Origin of the sequence: Rossellomorea sp. LJF3, from assembly GCF_037046045.1 — a bacterium.
Classification (GTDB): Bacteria; Bacillota; Bacilli; order Bacillales; family Bacillaceae_B; genus Rossellomorea.
On the sequence record NZ_JBANLY010000004.1, the window covers coordinates 153,272 to 166,527 of the forward strand.

Annotated in this window: 18 protein-coding genes and 1 pseudogene; 13 read left to right on the top strand and 6 right to left on the bottom strand. The window is 44.8% G+C overall.

Annotated elements, in window-relative coordinates:
* Positions 1 to 9 precede the first annotated feature (9 nt).
* The 5 genes from V8G47_RS06145 to V8G47_RS06165 all read right to left on the bottom strand — a co-directional run bounded on the left by V8G47_RS06145 (position 10) and on the right by V8G47_RS06165 (position 5,215).
* Positions 10 to 660 (bottom strand): zf-HC2 domain-containing protein, encoded by a 651-nt coding sequence (locus V8G47_RS06145; RefSeq protein ID WP_336199332.1) that lies wholly within the window; start codon positions 658 to 660, stop codon positions 10 to 12.
* A gap of 1 nt (position 661) precedes the next feature.
* On the bottom strand, positions 662 to 1,147 hold the full coding sequence (locus V8G47_RS06150; protein WP_336199333.1) for an RNA polymerase sigma factor: 486 nt from the start codon (positions 1,145 to 1,147) through the stop codon (positions 662 to 664).
* Positions 1,148 to 1,432: 285 nt separating this feature from the next.
* On the bottom strand, positions 1,433 to 2,800 hold the full coding sequence (locus tag V8G47_RS06155; RefSeq protein ID WP_336199334.1) for a PTS ascorbate transporter subunit IIC: 1,368 nt from the start codon (positions 2,798 to 2,800) through the stop codon (positions 1,433 to 1,435).
* Between the two features lie 29 nt (positions 2,801 to 2,829).
* Positions 2,830 to 3,096, bottom strand: coding sequence for a PTS sugar transporter subunit IIB (locus tag V8G47_RS06160; RefSeq protein WP_044338820.1), 267 nt, complete (start codon positions 3,094 to 3,096; stop codon positions 2,830 to 2,832).
* Positions 3,097 to 3,115: 19 nt separating this feature from the next.
* The gene (locus V8G47_RS06165) at positions 3,116 to 5,215 is read right to left on the bottom strand and encodes a BglG family transcription antiterminator (protein WP_336199335.1); all 2,100 of its coding nucleotides are present in this window, start codon (positions 5,213 to 5,215) and stop codon (positions 3,116 to 3,118) included.
* A 245-nt stretch (positions 5,216 to 5,460) separates the two neighbouring features.
* Here V8G47_RS06165 and V8G47_RS06170 point away from each other — a divergent pair, with 245 nt between their 5' ends.
* The 9 genes from V8G47_RS06170 (at position 5,461) to V8G47_RS06210 (ending at position 11,023) form a co-directional block, all read left to right on the top strand.
* Positions 5,461 to 5,790, top strand: coding sequence for an HIT domain-containing protein (locus V8G47_RS06170; RefSeq protein ID WP_336199336.1), 330 nt, complete (start codon positions 5,461 to 5,463; stop codon positions 5,788 to 5,790).
* A 27-nt stretch (positions 5,791 to 5,817) separates the two neighbouring features.
* Positions 5,818 to 6,237: an HIT family protein gene (locus V8G47_RS06175; protein ID WP_336199337.1), complete on the top strand. Its 420-nt coding sequence runs from the start codon at positions 5,818 to 5,820 to the stop codon at positions 6,235 to 6,237.
* A 66-nt stretch (positions 6,238 to 6,303) separates the two neighbouring features.
* Positions 6,304 to 6,564, top strand: coding sequence for a SunI/YnzG family protein (locus V8G47_RS06180; protein WP_336199338.1), 261 nt, complete (start codon positions 6,304 to 6,306; stop codon positions 6,562 to 6,564).
* Positions 6,565 to 6,729, top strand: a complete 165-nt coding sequence (locus V8G47_RS06185; RefSeq protein ID WP_336199339.1) for a hypothetical protein — start codon at positions 6,565 to 6,567, stop codon at positions 6,727 to 6,729.
* 14 nt (positions 6,730 to 6,743) lie between these two features.
* A complete protein-coding gene (locus tag V8G47_RS06190) occupies positions 6,744 to 7,022 on the top strand; it encodes a YesK family protein (RefSeq protein WP_336199340.1) in 279 nt (92 codons plus the stop codon).
* 458 nt (positions 7,023 to 7,480) lie between these two features.
* Positions 7,481 to 9,211 (top strand): ATP-binding protein, encoded by a 1,731-nt coding sequence (locus tag V8G47_RS06195; RefSeq protein WP_336199341.1) that lies wholly within the window; start codon positions 7,481 to 7,483, stop codon positions 9,209 to 9,211.
* A gap of 114 nt (positions 9,212 to 9,325) precedes the next feature.
* Positions 9,326 to 10,117, top strand: coding sequence for a phosphotransferase (locus tag V8G47_RS06200; RefSeq protein ID WP_336199342.1), 792 nt, complete (start codon positions 9,326 to 9,328; stop codon positions 10,115 to 10,117).
* Positions 10,118 to 10,120: 3 nt separating this feature from the next.
* Positions 10,121 to 10,591 (top strand): GyrI-like domain-containing protein, encoded by a 471-nt coding sequence (locus V8G47_RS06205; RefSeq protein WP_336199343.1) that lies wholly within the window; start codon positions 10,121 to 10,123, stop codon positions 10,589 to 10,591.
* 12 nt (positions 10,592 to 10,603) lie between these two features.
* Positions 10,604 to 11,023 (top strand): hypothetical protein, encoded by a 420-nt coding sequence (locus V8G47_RS06210; RefSeq protein WP_336199344.1) that lies wholly within the window; start codon positions 10,604 to 10,606, stop codon positions 11,021 to 11,023.
* A 42-nt stretch (positions 11,024 to 11,065) separates the two neighbouring features.
* Here the strand turns inward: V8G47_RS06210 and V8G47_RS06215 are convergent, their stop codons facing one another.
* Positions 11,066 to 11,197: a hypothetical protein gene (locus V8G47_RS06215; protein ID WP_336199345.1), complete on the bottom strand. Its 132-nt coding sequence runs from the start codon at positions 11,195 to 11,197 to the stop codon at positions 11,066 to 11,068.
* Here V8G47_RS06215 and V8G47_RS06220 point away from each other — a divergent pair.
* From V8G47_RS06220 to V8G47_RS06235, 4 genes and pseudogenes are all read left to right on the top strand, one after another.
* Positions 11,188 to 11,637 (top strand): annotated as a pseudogene (locus V8G47_RS06220) (histidine phosphatase family protein); the annotation flags it as partial. The gene V8G47_RS06215 and the pseudogene V8G47_RS06220 sit on opposite strands and share 10 nt — an antisense overlap.
* Positions 11,634 to 12,098, top strand: a complete 465-nt coding sequence (locus V8G47_RS06225; RefSeq protein WP_336199346.1) for an NUDIX hydrolase — start codon at positions 11,634 to 11,636, stop codon at positions 12,096 to 12,098. The pseudogene V8G47_RS06220 and the gene V8G47_RS06225, both read left to right, overlap by 4 nt.
* A gap of 95 nt (positions 12,099 to 12,193) precedes the next feature.
* Positions 12,194 to 12,667 (top strand): DinB family protein, encoded by a 474-nt coding sequence (locus V8G47_RS06230; protein ID WP_336199347.1) that lies wholly within the window; start codon positions 12,194 to 12,196, stop codon positions 12,665 to 12,667.
* Positions 12,668 to 12,899: 232 nt separating this feature from the next.
* Complete coding sequence (locus V8G47_RS06235; RefSeq protein WP_229593121.1) at positions 12,900 to 13,244, top strand: ArsR/SmtB family transcription factor; 345 nt, start codon at positions 12,900 to 12,902, stop codon at positions 13,242 to 13,244.
* Positions 13,245 to 13,256: the final 12 nt, after the last annotated feature.

Here is a 13,256-nt window from a genome sequence, read left to right on the forward strand (position 1 = left end):
CCCCACGGCTTAAAGGTCAGAATGGTATAAATCCATTAATGATAGTTCTTTCGTGTGGTCTTTGTATTGAATCAATATTTTGTCATCAGCTGTCAGTTTTTTCTCTTTCCCATTATCCAGTAATAAAGTGTTTTCATCCAAGAAGGTATAGGTAATGTTAATCTCATCCTTCAGGCTTTCTGGAGTTGAAAAATCTTCGCGCTTCTCATAAATAATCATCCAGTCTATATAGTCTTGATTCAGCTGTTCTTTTCTAGGTAGTAGGAAGTGGTTGTCTTGTTTTGATGTGAATGTCAGTGTAACCGTGTTCCCTTGCTTTTGGATGGTTGTTTGAACATGGTTTGCATCTGCTATCCACATTCTTACAAAGAGCAGGTAATAGCTAAGCATTAAAATGAGGAAAAGGGATAGGAGAGAGGCGACAATCGTGAATATTTTCTTTCTGTTCTTTGATCTTACCTTTTTGAAGTAGTCAACATTTCTATCCTCTTTTGCCTGAACATGCACATGTTCTGACATCCATTCTTCTCGCATGTCATGTACATATTCTCTACAGTCTTTGCACTGCTCCATATGTACGTCCATTTGCCTATTGGTCTCTTCGCTCGTTAAATGTTCCAGATAGCTCGGAACCAAATCTTTAAACACATGATGATTCATTTCATTGATCACCCTTTCTTATTTGTTGTTTGGCACGATAAAATGTGACTCTTGCCCAATTCTCTGTTTCTCCCAATATCGAACCGATGTCTTTGAACGATAAATTCCCTAATAACCTGAGATAAAGGAGCTCACGTTTTTTCTCGCTAAGTTGTTGAGCCTGCTTAAAAAAGTGAATTTTGTCTTCGTTTTGAATATATTGGTCTTCCAAACTGTAATTGGGAGTGTGTGCACTGCTTAGTGATTTCACTAACCGGTGCTTCTTCCTTTCACGATTCACTTCTTGCAGCCAAACGTTCTTGGCAATTGAACAGAGCCAGGTGGAAAACGAGGCTTTTCCGTTTTCTCGAAAATGAGCGATGGACTTAATAGCCTGATAGAATGTTTCTTGAGTCAACTCCTCAGCAGATTGAGCGTCTTTTGTCAGGGTTACTAGGTATCTAAAAATAAAATCTGCGTATTCTTGATAAACATCTTCCTTATCCACGTCTTACCTCCTTTTCGAAAAAGTGTTGGTCATAAAGGAAAGGGTCCCTTTAACGATCTAATCATCTATTACTCCAGAAAAACGGTCATTCGTTACAATTGATTTAATAATAATCTGTAAAATTTTCTCAAAAGAATTATGACATGGACTAGATTACACGAAAACCTTCTATTAGAGAATGATTTTTTTTACAATTTTAATGATTTCACAAGCCACGGTACATGTCCCCATGGCTCGCAACGAAAAAAACAGCCACCCGCAACAATGCGGGTGGCTGTTTTCATCTTATGCTACTTCCGTTTCTTCCTTCTCCCCAGTCCCTTTCGACTTATAGCTGATAAAGAACAGGACGGCGAGAAGAACGATGATGGATACGAATACCATCATATTGGATTCGATCAAGGTGACGAGATTTCCAAGTACGATGCCGACTAAACCGAAGTCTGCATCTCCGAACGTGGTTCCCTGGAATCCTAATGAGCTTAATACCGGTAACAAGAGGGCGGGCAGGAAGCTGATCATGACTCCGTTCGCCATGGAGCCGATGACGGCACCGCGGCGTCCGCCAGTTGCGTTACCGAATACTCCGGCTGCTGCCCCCGTGAAGAAGTGAGGGACGAGTCCCGGAACGATGACCTTCAATCCTAGTAGTGGAAGGAAGAGCATGCTCACAAGGCCGGCGATGAAGCTGAATAGAAAACCGATGATGACGGCGTTTCCTGCGAATGGGAAGATCGCCGGGCAATCAAGGGCCGGTTTGGCATTCGGGACGATTTTGTCCGCGATTCCTTTGAAGGCTGGTACGATTTCACCGAGGAGCATGCGCACCCCTGCTAAGATGATGTACACACCGACGGCGAATGTGATCCCTTGCATAAAGGCAAAGACCAGGAAGTTCTGTCCGCCGCTTAATTCTCCTTCGACGAAGGCTGGGCCTGCTGCGCCTGCTACGACGAAGAACAGGATGACCATCGTCAGGGAAACGGAGACGGATGTATCACGCAGGAAACCGAGTGATTTCGGTACCTTGATTTCTTCTGTCGATTTGCTTCCTTTTCCAACGGCTTTCCCGACCATGGCTGAAACCAAATACCCGATTGAGCCGAAGTGCCCGACGGCAAAGTCATCTGAACCCGTGACTTTACGTGTGAACGGCTGAAGCATCGCTGGTGACAGGACCATCAATGCACCAAGGATGATCGAACCGAGAACGATCAACGGTACTCCCGTGAATCCTCCGGTTGTCAGGATGACGGCGATCATGCAGGCCATGAACATGGTATGATGTCCGGTTAAGAAGATGTATTTAAAAGGACTGAATCGTGCGATCAGAATATTGACCACCATACCGAACAGCATGATCATCGCTGTTTCCGTACCAAAGCTTTCCTGTGCAAGAGCCACGATCGCTTCGTTGTTCGGGATGACCCCGTCGACTTCGAACGCGTGGTTGAACATGCTGCTGAATTGCCCAAGGGACTGGACGAGTACATTCGCACCCGCCCCGAGGATGACGAAGCCCATGACCGTTTTGAGGGTTCCGGACACGACATCCCCTGAATTCTTGCGCTGGATGAGGAGCCCGATTAAGGCGAATAGACCGACAAGGATTGCAGGTGTACCGAGTATATCCTTCATTATGATATCAATCATGTGTATCGCTCCTTCTTTTTAAAAGTGGACTAGATATTTTGTTCCAATGCTGCGCGAAGTTCGTTCTTATCCATCAGGTTCTTCAACTTCACTACATTCTTGCGGCCATCTTCAAGGCTCTCGACGATATCTTCAGAACCGAGGAATAGATCCGCTTGTTCCGTCTTGGCTGTTGTCAAATCCGTGTGGGATACTTCTGCTTCTTTCCCCATATCCTTCAATGCTGCTTTTACGTTCATTTCTACGATCATGCTGCTTCCTAATCCATTTCCACATACCACTAATACTTTTTTCATTTTGATTTCCTCCTCAAATTTATACTTCTACAGTTTGATTGATTAATTCAATGACGGTTTCTTGATCGTTTGCTGCGATCAACTTTTCTACATTGCCTTCATTTGATAATAGTTCTGTAAGCTGTGAGAGTGCCTTTAAGTGCGTTTGATTATCGATTGCCGCAAGCACAATGATGAGCTGAGCGCGATGCTTTTCTTTTTCGGAAAAATAAACGGGTTCTTCGAGTCGCAGGAAGCTCATCCCCAGCTGTTCGACTCCTGTTTCAGGACGTGCATGAGGGATCGCGATATTCGGTGCGATGACGATATAAGGACCCAATTCCTTCACGTTCGTGATCATCGCCTCCACGTAATCCGGTCGGATCGATTGCTGTTCGACAAGGGGCTCACTCGCCACCTTGATGGCTTCCTCCCAATCCGTGACACGGTCTTTCAGCTGGATCGTCTGTTCTGTCAGTAATTCATTAAGCATAGGCTTTCTGAGCTCCTTTATCGTGGGAGTAGTTTGTTCTAAAAGCTGGACCAGTTCTTTTTTCAGTGCGTCTTCTTCATGGACGGTCGCGTGACGCTTGATCACGTCCATCAGAAGGTCGGTCCGGTTCTTTTCGGTCGGCTTCGAGTCGAAAAGCTCATTCATCCGCTGCATGACCCGTTCCTTTTCCGAATTGGTCAGTATGGCGGGCACATGGATGACGGGAATGTCTTTTTCTTTTATATAATTCGTGGAAAAGATAATATCCGCCTCGTACTCGTTCGTTCGATATTCCCGCATGGATAGCGTCGTGATGACATTGAGCCCGGCAATCAGATTCTCGAGCTGGGTCCGGAGCATATTGGATGTCCCGATCCCGTTTTCACAGACGATCAGGGCTTTGAACTTCGTCTCGACCTTTTTCTTCTCTTTCGTCAACCATCCTCCGAAATGAAGGGTGATATAGGCTGCCTCTTCATCGGGTACCGCTTTTCCGACATAGAGTTCCAGATGTCTCATCACCCGCTTTGTCAGGTGAAAGATGTCAGGGTACGTCGTTTGAATACTGTCAGCCAGATCATTCGCAATCGAGAGCCCGTACTTGAGCCGGTAAAACGTCGGTTTGATATGGGAGATCAGGTTTTCCTCCAGTCCCTGTTTGTCATCGAATACGATGCAGGAGTAAGCCTGAAAATCATGGATCATCCGTTGAACGACTTCCTTCAGCCCTGACAATTCCTGTTCCGTATAGCGGTTGAAATTATCCTGCTGCACTTTGGATCCGAGCAGGTTCATCGTGATGAAGCAAACCTCATCATTCGGAAAAGCGACGTCCAGCTTATTTGTGATATGAAGGGCTGCCCGGTAGGCTTCCGTCTGCCTCAAGACTTCTTTCTCCTCGTCAAGCACCGAGATATACTTTTGCAGTTCGATCCGCTTCATGATCATCAGGATTTGAAGCGACAGGATCTCGACCATTTCATCCGTCAGCGTCAATCCCAATTCCTTTTCCGCTTCATAAAGGATTTCCCGCACCAGGCGCCTTTGCTCGGTTTCCTGTGACCACGTATCCGCTTCCGGTTGAATCATCCGATGAACCTCATTCCGGACATTCTGCCAATCGTGGTGGGAAAAGATGGTCGCAAGAATCGTGGAAAGCATCGTTCGCTTTGCCTCCTCGGGACCCTTTAACCGGTAGCCTGATCCTTTTTTGTAATAAAGTTGGAGTCCTGCTTCACGAAATTCCTTCTTGATGTCTTTAATCACCTTCGCGATCGTTCCCCGGCTCATGCTCGTAAGATCCATGAACCGCTGCATCGACGCATCCTGTTCCTCCAAGAGGATCGAGGCTTTAATGAGGACTTCGCGTTCTTCTTTCGATAACTGATACTGCCAATCTTCAAAACTCTGATCCTTCGAAATCATCAACTTCGATTTCGAATCAGGGGGCAAAAACAACCCTTTTCCATGCTGACTTTCAATTGGTTCCAAGCCTTCCGTCCTCAGCCAGCTGTTGATCTGATCAAGATCGTAATAAATGGTGCGTTGAGACAAGTTCATTCTGGCGACCAGTTCCTTCGTCGGGACCGGATCGGGCGAATGCTGAATGATGGATAATAAGTGTGCACGTCTTTTATCCAATACCATGAGGATCCTCCTCTGATTAATTTTGCATATTTATATTCTTGTTTAGTAGATGATCATCTTATGAGTCTAGTATATAGGCATTTAACCAGTAATGAAAGGGGTTTCACTGTGTAGAGTTTGTATGGGTTATTTTTGCAAAATTGAACAGTTAAGTGAAATAAGTGACTCTACTGGGATTTGGGATTGTCAAAAGGAGGGAGGTTTGAAATAATTGGAAAGAGAAGCCGTATCAAGGAGGTCAAACCATGACGAATGATTTTTATTGTGATGAGGTATTGAGCGGGAAAACCGAAGTGAAAAAGGTGTTCGAAACAGAAAATGTCCTTGCCTACCATCACACCAGGCCGTTTTATCCTGTCCATATCGTGGCGATTCCTAAGAAGCATGTTCCATCACTCCTCACGCTGGAAGAAGGGGAAGATAAATTATTGCTTGAACTATTAGGCGTCATAAAAAAGGTTGCGCGAATGGTCACAGATGAGCATGGTGCGTGTAAAGTCATCACAAATACGGGAGACTACCAGGACTCGAAGCACCTCCACTGGCATATTGTTTCTGGTAAGGCGTTGCGATAGAGCTGATAGTAAGAAAGGAGAAAACACATGACCAATCAAGAAACCTGTCCATTCTGCCATCCGGAAAAGGACAAAGACCAAAACATCGTATTCGAAAATGAATCCTGCTATTTCCTGCAGCATAACAAGCACCAGGATGTACTGGAGGGGTCCGGCGTGATTGTGCCGAGAAGTCATCACGCAAACGCTTTCGAGTTAACAGAGAAAGAATGGAACGATACATACGAATTATTACAAAAGGCAAAGACATATTTAGATGAAACGTATTCACCAGACGGCTATACCCTTGGATGGAATGTCGGAGAGGTATCCAATCAGTTCATCTTCCACTGCCACCTGCACGTAATCCCGCGGTATAATGACGAACCGCTGGCTGGAAAAGGGGTACGGTACTGGTTAAAGCAACCTGAAAACAAGAGGAAGAAAGAGGCGTCAAGTTTGAAATAGGAAGAAATTTGAAACTTTCTGTATCCTTATCTCGTAGAAATATGTATATAGATAGGAGTGATCAGAATGGAAGTAAAGGTATCGAGGAACAATGAGAACCTGCGGATCAAATGGCAGTTAAGTGAAATAGACATCCCCCTTTCAGAAATCAAAGACGTAACGATGGATGATACATATGGTGGTGAAGATAAGAAGGCCATCCGAATCGGTCTGCCATATGGCCACACAGACAGAGTCGTCATCAAGACTCATTCTGAAACGTATATTTTGTATACAAGCAATGATGGCTTGAAAGACAAGATTCTCTCATTCATGGAAGCAAGTTAGATGGGTTTTTGGATGTGGGTCGCCATTTCCTTGCCATTGGTCGGAGGTATTGCCGCTGCTCATTCCGGTAAGAAAAAAACGGAAAGAAAACATGTGGTTGCCTTCCTTGGGTTTATTGTGGCCGTGATACTCTTTTTCTTTTGGTGGTTTAACAGAGGAGTTTAATAGGGGGTGGCAATATGTTGATGTTAGAGGGATGGCTGCCAATCATCATGCTTTTTGTCATTTCAGCATGTCTGATTGTTTTGATCGCCAGGTATACCCGTAATCATATCGTATTCAGTTTGTCTGCACTATTGGGCTTGGTCTGTCTCAGTACCATTCTATACAGTATCTTCATGGTCGGAGGCTGGGACGGGATGGCCATCGGTTTCTATGCCATTGCTGCGTTTCTTGGTCTAGCGATCGGAACGGCTATCAGCCCGTTCGTTAAGAAAAAGGAAGGGGTGAGTGGATGATGGCACTCTTGACGGCGATTGGTGATGTCATTGCAGCCATTGCTGTATCGTTTCTGAAGGACAGAAAGAAATGATCCCCGATTCTACTATATTAGCCGTTTGCTCAAATCCACATCTAAACGATCCCGCTTCTCTCCATGGAGGCGGGATTTTTATATGATTTTTTCCAACGATAATCCTTTTTTACCATAAAGTAACGTTTATTCACTAGGGAAATATATATAGTTTTCTTTCGTAATTCAGTAAAATAGATGATGTGGGTCTATTCGCCTACCTGAATAATGGAAGCGTCTTCTTTTAAGTTGCATGGTGGTCGGAAGGAATTTAGGTAAGTTGTTCAACAAGATCGTTCGGAATCCGATATAAATAAGAAAGCATCCCTCAGTTACAGAAACGTAATGTGATTACCTCACAAGGGATTCAACATCTGCATGATCATCGCAAAAGGGGAGAGGTTAATGGAGTTTGTTCTGTTAGTCGCTATTTCATTCATTCCTGTCATCATTTCAGGATCGCTCTTATTCTATTCAAAATCCACCTTAAGCAAAGCGTTATCCTTATTTTTATTCCTATTATGTTTATGGCAGATTGATATTGCTTTTTTATATGCGAATGACTATTTTTCTCGAGAATTGATCGATCATGCGTTCAGGATCTTCCGGATCGGCCCGATTCTGATCATGCCGGTCATGTACTATTTTGCGTACTATCTTGAAGAAAGGCATGATGAATTAAGGAAATATCACATGTTCTTTAATAGAGCGGTGCTCCTGTTCCTCGTTGGATTCAGTCTCATTGTATACGGGATAAACTTCACTAAGATCGGAGTCACCTCGTATGCGCTCGTTCCGGAAACGGCGTTCGCCCCTTCTCATCTCATTCCCGTGTATGGGATGCTTAACTCTACTTTTATCATTAATGTGTTGTTGGTGTTTGTTCACACGTTTTTCCTTTTTGGGCTTACATTAAAGCTGCATGATACCTTTTTCCGTCTTTTTTATTCCAAGCTTGTGTTCGGCTCCTTCTTTGTTTTCTTAAATGGGGTCATCAGCGGGTTTGGTGTGCTGCCTTTATATTTCTCAAGCTTCAATTCCATCCTTGTCGCCATCCTCCTGTTTCTCGGCTTCTTCCAGATGCAATCGGAACAGCTGAATGTGGCTAACGACAGTCTCGTGAAACAAAGCAATCTGCTGGAAGAAATCATGAATATCAATCCGAACTATCTCGTTGTGTTGGATAAAGAAAATCGGATCGTGAAGATCAATCATTCCATTTGTGCCTTATTGTTGATATCCGGAGAACAGATGATGGGCATGAGATTTTCCAACTTCCTGAAGGCACATCAGTTGAAAATCACTCGCGGGGAACTGCAGAAACTGACACGTATCAACGGGGAAGTCCATTATATCCAATGGGGCACCACGACCTTGCGCTATCATGACAAGGAACTGTACACCCTGTTTTATGGAATCGACTTCACGAATCAGAAGCAAAATGAACAGCTTCTCCTCTCAACTGAAAAAAGCAAGGTCATTGGGGAACTCGCGGCAAGCATTGCCCATGAGATCCGAAATCCACTGACGACGGTGAGGGGCTTCATCCAACTTATGAAAGAAAAGAATGTGGACAGTCAGTATGAAGGAATCATGCTCGAAGAAATCGATCGGGTAAACGAAGTATTGAGGGAGCTATTGCTGCTTGCAAAGCCCGAAGCGAATGACGATGGCGACCTCCGCGAAGAAGACATAGAGCTCAATATCCATCATGAAGTCAACCATGTCCGGATCCTGTTCGACGCTGTTGCGGCGGAGCAGAATAAAAGGATCTACATGTCGAGCACACTTCCGTCCGACACCCTGGTTGCCTTTCATGAATCTCACTTCAAACAGGTGCTCCTCAATACGATCAAGAACAGTCTTGAAGCCGTCGAGGAAAAAGGCAAGATTAAAATCAAGCTAGATCAGACAAATGAGTGTATCCGGGTCCGGATCATCGACAACGGGAAAGGCATTTCCAAGAAGCGCCTCGCCCGGATCGGGGAACCTTACTTCACCAATAAAGAAAAAGGGACAGGCATTGGCCTCACCATATGCTTCAAGCTCATGAAAGACTACAACGGAGAAATGTCCGTGAAAAGTAAAGTAGGCTGGGGCACGACCGTCACGCTCCTCCTGCCGAAGAAAAGCTGATCCTCTTGTGAAAACGAGAGGTTTTTTCGTTGAAGTGAGTAGGGGATTGAGAAATGGTCTGAGTTTTGAAATAATTGGGATTGTAGGATCAAACTGGTTTCATGGGGGTAGCTTATGACACACGAAGAAAAACTAGCCGGCGGGAATGTCTCGACCGTTTACCGTTCCGGAAATACTGTCCGTCGGGAACTGAAGCCCGAGAGCGCGAGGATTCACAAGCTTCTGAACCATCTCGAAAAGAAAGGATTCCGGCACTCACCGGCGTTTCTCGGAATCGACGAGAAAGGCAGGGAAATCTTATCGTTCATAAATGGGGAAGCGGGAAACTATCCGTTAAAGGAATACATGTGGTCGGATGAGGTACTGAGCGGTATCGCGAAGATGCTCAGGCACTATCATGACGCCGTGAGCGATTTCCCCATCGACGACGGCTGGCAGCCAATCGATCTCACGCCAGAACCCTTTGAAGTGCTATGCCACAATGACTTCGCTATATACAACATCATTTTCAACAAACAGAATCCTGTAGGAATTATCGATTTCGACGTGGCGGGGCCCGGTCCAAGACGTTGGGATATCGCATATACACTCTATACCTGTGTACCTTTGAGCCGTGTCCGTTATTCAGAGACGGGTGACGCTATGCATTACGATAGGGAACGAGATGCAGCGAGGGTCAAAGAGAGAGTGAACCGATTCTTTGAGTCGTACGATATTGATTTTGGAATGGAGGATCTTCAGATGGTCCTCCGCCGATTGGAAGCAATCTGTCAAACCATCCACCGGAAAGCACGGGAAGGGGACCCTGCTTTTCAAAAGATGATAGAAGAAGGGCATGTGGAACATTACCAGAAGGATATCGCGTTTGTCCGGGAAAACCTTAATGATTGGATAGAGGAGGCGTAAATGATGGCAGAATTGAAAAGCGTTAGTGAAGTGAAATTAGTGGGGTTCAGGGTCGTTTGCCCTGGTGACGAGTACGTGGTGGAAATCCCGAAAGCGGCGAAGCAGTTGAAAGAAAGAGCGGGTGAAATCCATCATGCCCTGCACCCTGATCAGCAGATCGGTGCCTTTATCGTAGAAGAATCATCTCCGGAAGAAGATGGTTACTGGATCGGGTTGCAGGTAAGTGACTATGGAGACATTCCAACAGACATGACCACTTTGACCATCCCGCCCCACACCTATGGCACGATTTTTCACCAGGGTCCCAATCATGACATCCGTCAGAGCTACGAGCAGCTGCACCAGTGGATTCATGAAAACGGGTATACCCGTTCCACCAAGAGTTGGAATCTAGAAATCTATCAAAAAGAAAACCAGCCTGGGGACCCTTCTGATGTGCGGGTGGAGTTATATGATGCCATTCTATTGGGGTGAGGTGGAATGCAGATGAAAAGAATGGCACTCATCATTCTTGCGATTCTATTGGTCGGCTGTCAGGGAAACGAGTTGGGAATCGGTGACGAAAAACAAAACATCGTCGTCGAGAAGCAGGTCGGAAATGAAGATAAATATGAAGAGTTTAACAAGGTCACGGATACAAAGCAGGTGGAAGAGGTAAGGGGAATCCTTCGTGATGTTCACTGGAAGGATGCACAAGTAGACTTCATCCGGCCTCCTGATTATCGTTTTATGTATGAATTTAAAAATCCGAATATCGATGCTAAGCCCATGCTGCATCAGGTGTGGATCAGTCCGATGAAAGATGAACTCGAGGTCATGCAGGGTGCAGATGAGTATGCCAAGCTGACAAAGGAAAACTCTGCTCGTTTGTTTGAAATTTTGACGGGGGAGAGTTTAGGAGACTGAGCGGGGAGCTAAGTGTAAAGAAAATTCGACAAACCGGCACGATTATCTCATATCCCGCATGATTTCTTCTATTCCCGCACGATAAATATGAACTCCGCATGATTGTTTCAGATCTCGCATGAAAGTGGATGGAACCGGCATGAATCCTGTTGCGATGACCACCCGTGGTATCAAGTCCCTACCTCCGTTCAGTTCAAACGGTAGAAGGGATAAGTCAGCATATCGGACAATCTGCGATCGTAGAAGAAGACCTGAAGGAAAGGATCTTTTCCACAGGTAACAAACGGATTTCCGACCAGGAGCTGGGACCTTTGTTGGAGGCGTCGTTCCACGACCCTGATTTTGCCTTAAAGGGTGCGGAATCGAATGCCGAATGTCAAAGTCGGGCCATTGCTGCATTGAATACACTCTTACATACATATGAAGGAAAGAAAATTGCGGTCGGCACACATGGAGCCATCATGACGCTGATGATGGGCCATTATGACAGCCGCTTTGATTTGAGTTTCCTGCACAGTACATCCAAGCCGGATATTTATCGAATGGAATTTAATGGTCTCGAACTTGTAAGGGTCCAGCGATTGTGGACAGAAGCGAAGAGGGTGATGACATGAGTGAAGTATCAATCAGATGTACAGGAGTCGCCGTCGTATTACTGAAAAAAGAGGATGACCAACACAAAGTATTACTCGTGAAAAGAGCCGAATCTGTCTTGAAAGATGAATGGTGCTATATCGGCGGAGGGATCGAGGAAGGCGAAAAAGCCTGGGAAGCCGCATACAGAGAGGTGGAAGAAGAGACAGGCATCACAAACCTTTCCTTATATTCTGCCAACACCTTTGATCGGATTTATTCCATTGAAGGGAATTACATATACATCGCGCCTGTGTTTGTGGGATTCGTAGCAGATGATCAGGAGGTGGTGTTAAACGAAGAGCATAGTGATTATAGATGGTTGTCCTTTGAAGACGCAATGGGCATTGTGTCTTTTCCTGGAAATGAGGAAGTACTATCGTTCATTGAGAAGCATTTCGTAAAGAAAGAAGCTCCTGATTATTTACTGGTTAGACGTTGAGAGGGTTTATTAGATATCTTTTCATACATAAAGGAAATATAAGCTCGAAAATAGAATGATTAACCTATACACTTTTCAAAAATGGAGGCCGAAAGATGGACGTTTTTATAAATCAATATGACTGGATCCGCCGTACGAGAGAATTATTATTCCGTTATTGTGAAACGATGTCCCAAACAGATTATGTAAAAGAACTTGAATCGTTTGGAGGAGACTCCATCCGTAATCTGCACGTTCACGTAGCGGATTGCTATCGTGTATGGCTGGGAAGTCGTGCTCTAGGTCGGTCCCTTCCTAAAATCACTGCGGATTCCGCAAACACTGTAGAGGAAATGCGTGACATTTTCAGGAAGACAGATGACCTGCTTCATGAATTTCTAGAGGAGTTCAAAGGGAAGTGGGATTACACCATGCACATATCCTTCGGGGAAGACGATATTGCCGAGATTTCTGCATTATGGTTGTATACCCATACCGTCACACACGAATTTCACCATAAAGGACAAATCGTGAAAATAGGCAGACAGCTTGGATATATCCCTCCTGATACGGATCTCATTGAGCCTTAATCGTTTCAGTTGGTTGGTGTCTGTTTTACTGTTACTTAAAAATAGATTAAAACCGGGGAACAATCTCCGGTTTTTTTCTTTAATTCCGTTCCTTTTCTCTATCTCTTCACAAAATTAGTACACAGTGTCCAACAACTCTAAAGCAGCGTCTAAGTAGAATACAAAAACATCTTGCAATCTATATATAAGTGAATTATTATATAAGCATACATTAATATAAGGAGGCGAGTGGATGAAAGCATCGACGGTTGAAATAGACAAATCCGCGACCATTCTTAAGTTACTAGGGGATAAAACCCGGTTGACCATGGTAAAGATACTAGATACAAATGATTGTTGTGTGTGTGAATTCGTGGAGATTTTTCAAGCGAGTCAGCCTGCTATTAGTCAGCACGTCCGTAAGTTGAAGGATGTAGGAATCGTAAGGGAGAAGCGACGTGGTCAATGGATCATATATTCCCTTAATCGGGAAAGTGAATACTTCCCGATGATACAAAGCCTCCTGGACCACCTGCCGAATCAGGACTTCAAGTTGAAGGAATTGGAGGAGCAGGGCTTACGCATTTCATGTGAATAATAGGAGGTATAA

What these genes read in the sequence shown, in the direction of transcription:
- V8G47_RS06145 (WP_336199332.1), bottom strand. Translation starts at nt 660, where the DNA reads ATGAATCATCATGTGTTTAAAGATTTGGTTCCGAGCTATCTGGAACAT.
- V8G47_RS06155 (WP_336199334.1), bottom strand. Translation starts at nt 2,800, where the DNA reads ATGATTGATATCATAATGAAGGATATACTCGGTACACCTGCAATCCTT.
- V8G47_RS06160 (WP_044338820.1), bottom strand. Translation starts at nt 3,096, where the DNA reads ATGAAAAAAGTATTAGTGGTATGTGGAAATGGATTAGGAAGCAGCATG.
- V8G47_RS06165 (WP_336199335.1), bottom strand. Translation starts at nt 5,215, where the DNA reads ATGGTATTGGATAAAAGACGTGCACACTTATTATCCATCATTCAGCAT.
- V8G47_RS06170 (WP_336199336.1), top strand. Translation starts at nt 5,461, where the DNA reads ATGACGAATGATTTTTATTGTGATGAGGTATTGAGCGGGAAAACCGAA.
- V8G47_RS06175 (WP_336199337.1), top strand. Translation starts at nt 5,818, where the DNA reads ATGACCAATCAAGAAACCTGTCCATTCTGCCATCCGGAAAAGGACAAA.
- V8G47_RS06180 (WP_336199338.1), top strand. Translation starts at nt 6,304, where the DNA reads ATGGAAGTAAAGGTATCGAGGAACAATGAGAACCTGCGGATCAAATGG.
- V8G47_RS06185 (WP_336199339.1), top strand. Translation starts at nt 6,565, where the DNA reads ATGGGTTTTTGGATGTGGGTCGCCATTTCCTTGCCATTGGTCGGAGGT.
- V8G47_RS06190 (WP_336199340.1), top strand. Translation starts at nt 6,744, where the DNA reads ATGTTGATGTTAGAGGGATGGCTGCCAATCATCATGCTTTTTGTCATT.
- V8G47_RS06195 (WP_336199341.1), top strand. Translation starts at nt 7,481, where the DNA reads ATGGAGTTTGTTCTGTTAGTCGCTATTTCATTCATTCCTGTCATCATT.
- V8G47_RS06200 (WP_336199342.1), top strand. Translation starts at nt 9,326, where the DNA reads ATGACACACGAAGAAAAACTAGCCGGCGGGAATGTCTCGACCGTTTAC.
- V8G47_RS06205 (WP_336199343.1), top strand. Translation starts at nt 10,121, where the DNA reads ATGGCAGAATTGAAAAGCGTTAGTGAAGTGAAATTAGTGGGGTTCAGG.
- V8G47_RS06210 (WP_336199344.1), top strand. Translation starts at nt 10,604, where the DNA reads ATGAAAAGAATGGCACTCATCATTCTTGCGATTCTATTGGTCGGCTGT.
- V8G47_RS06225 (WP_336199346.1), top strand. Translation starts at nt 11,634, where the DNA reads ATGAGTGAAGTATCAATCAGATGTACAGGAGTCGCCGTCGTATTACTG.
- V8G47_RS06230 (WP_336199347.1), top strand. Translation starts at nt 12,194, where the DNA reads ATGGACGTTTTTATAAATCAATATGACTGGATCCGCCGTACGAGAGAA.
- V8G47_RS06235 (WP_229593121.1), top strand. Translation starts at nt 12,900, where the DNA reads ATGAAAGCATCGACGGTTGAAATAGACAAATCCGCGACCATTCTTAAG.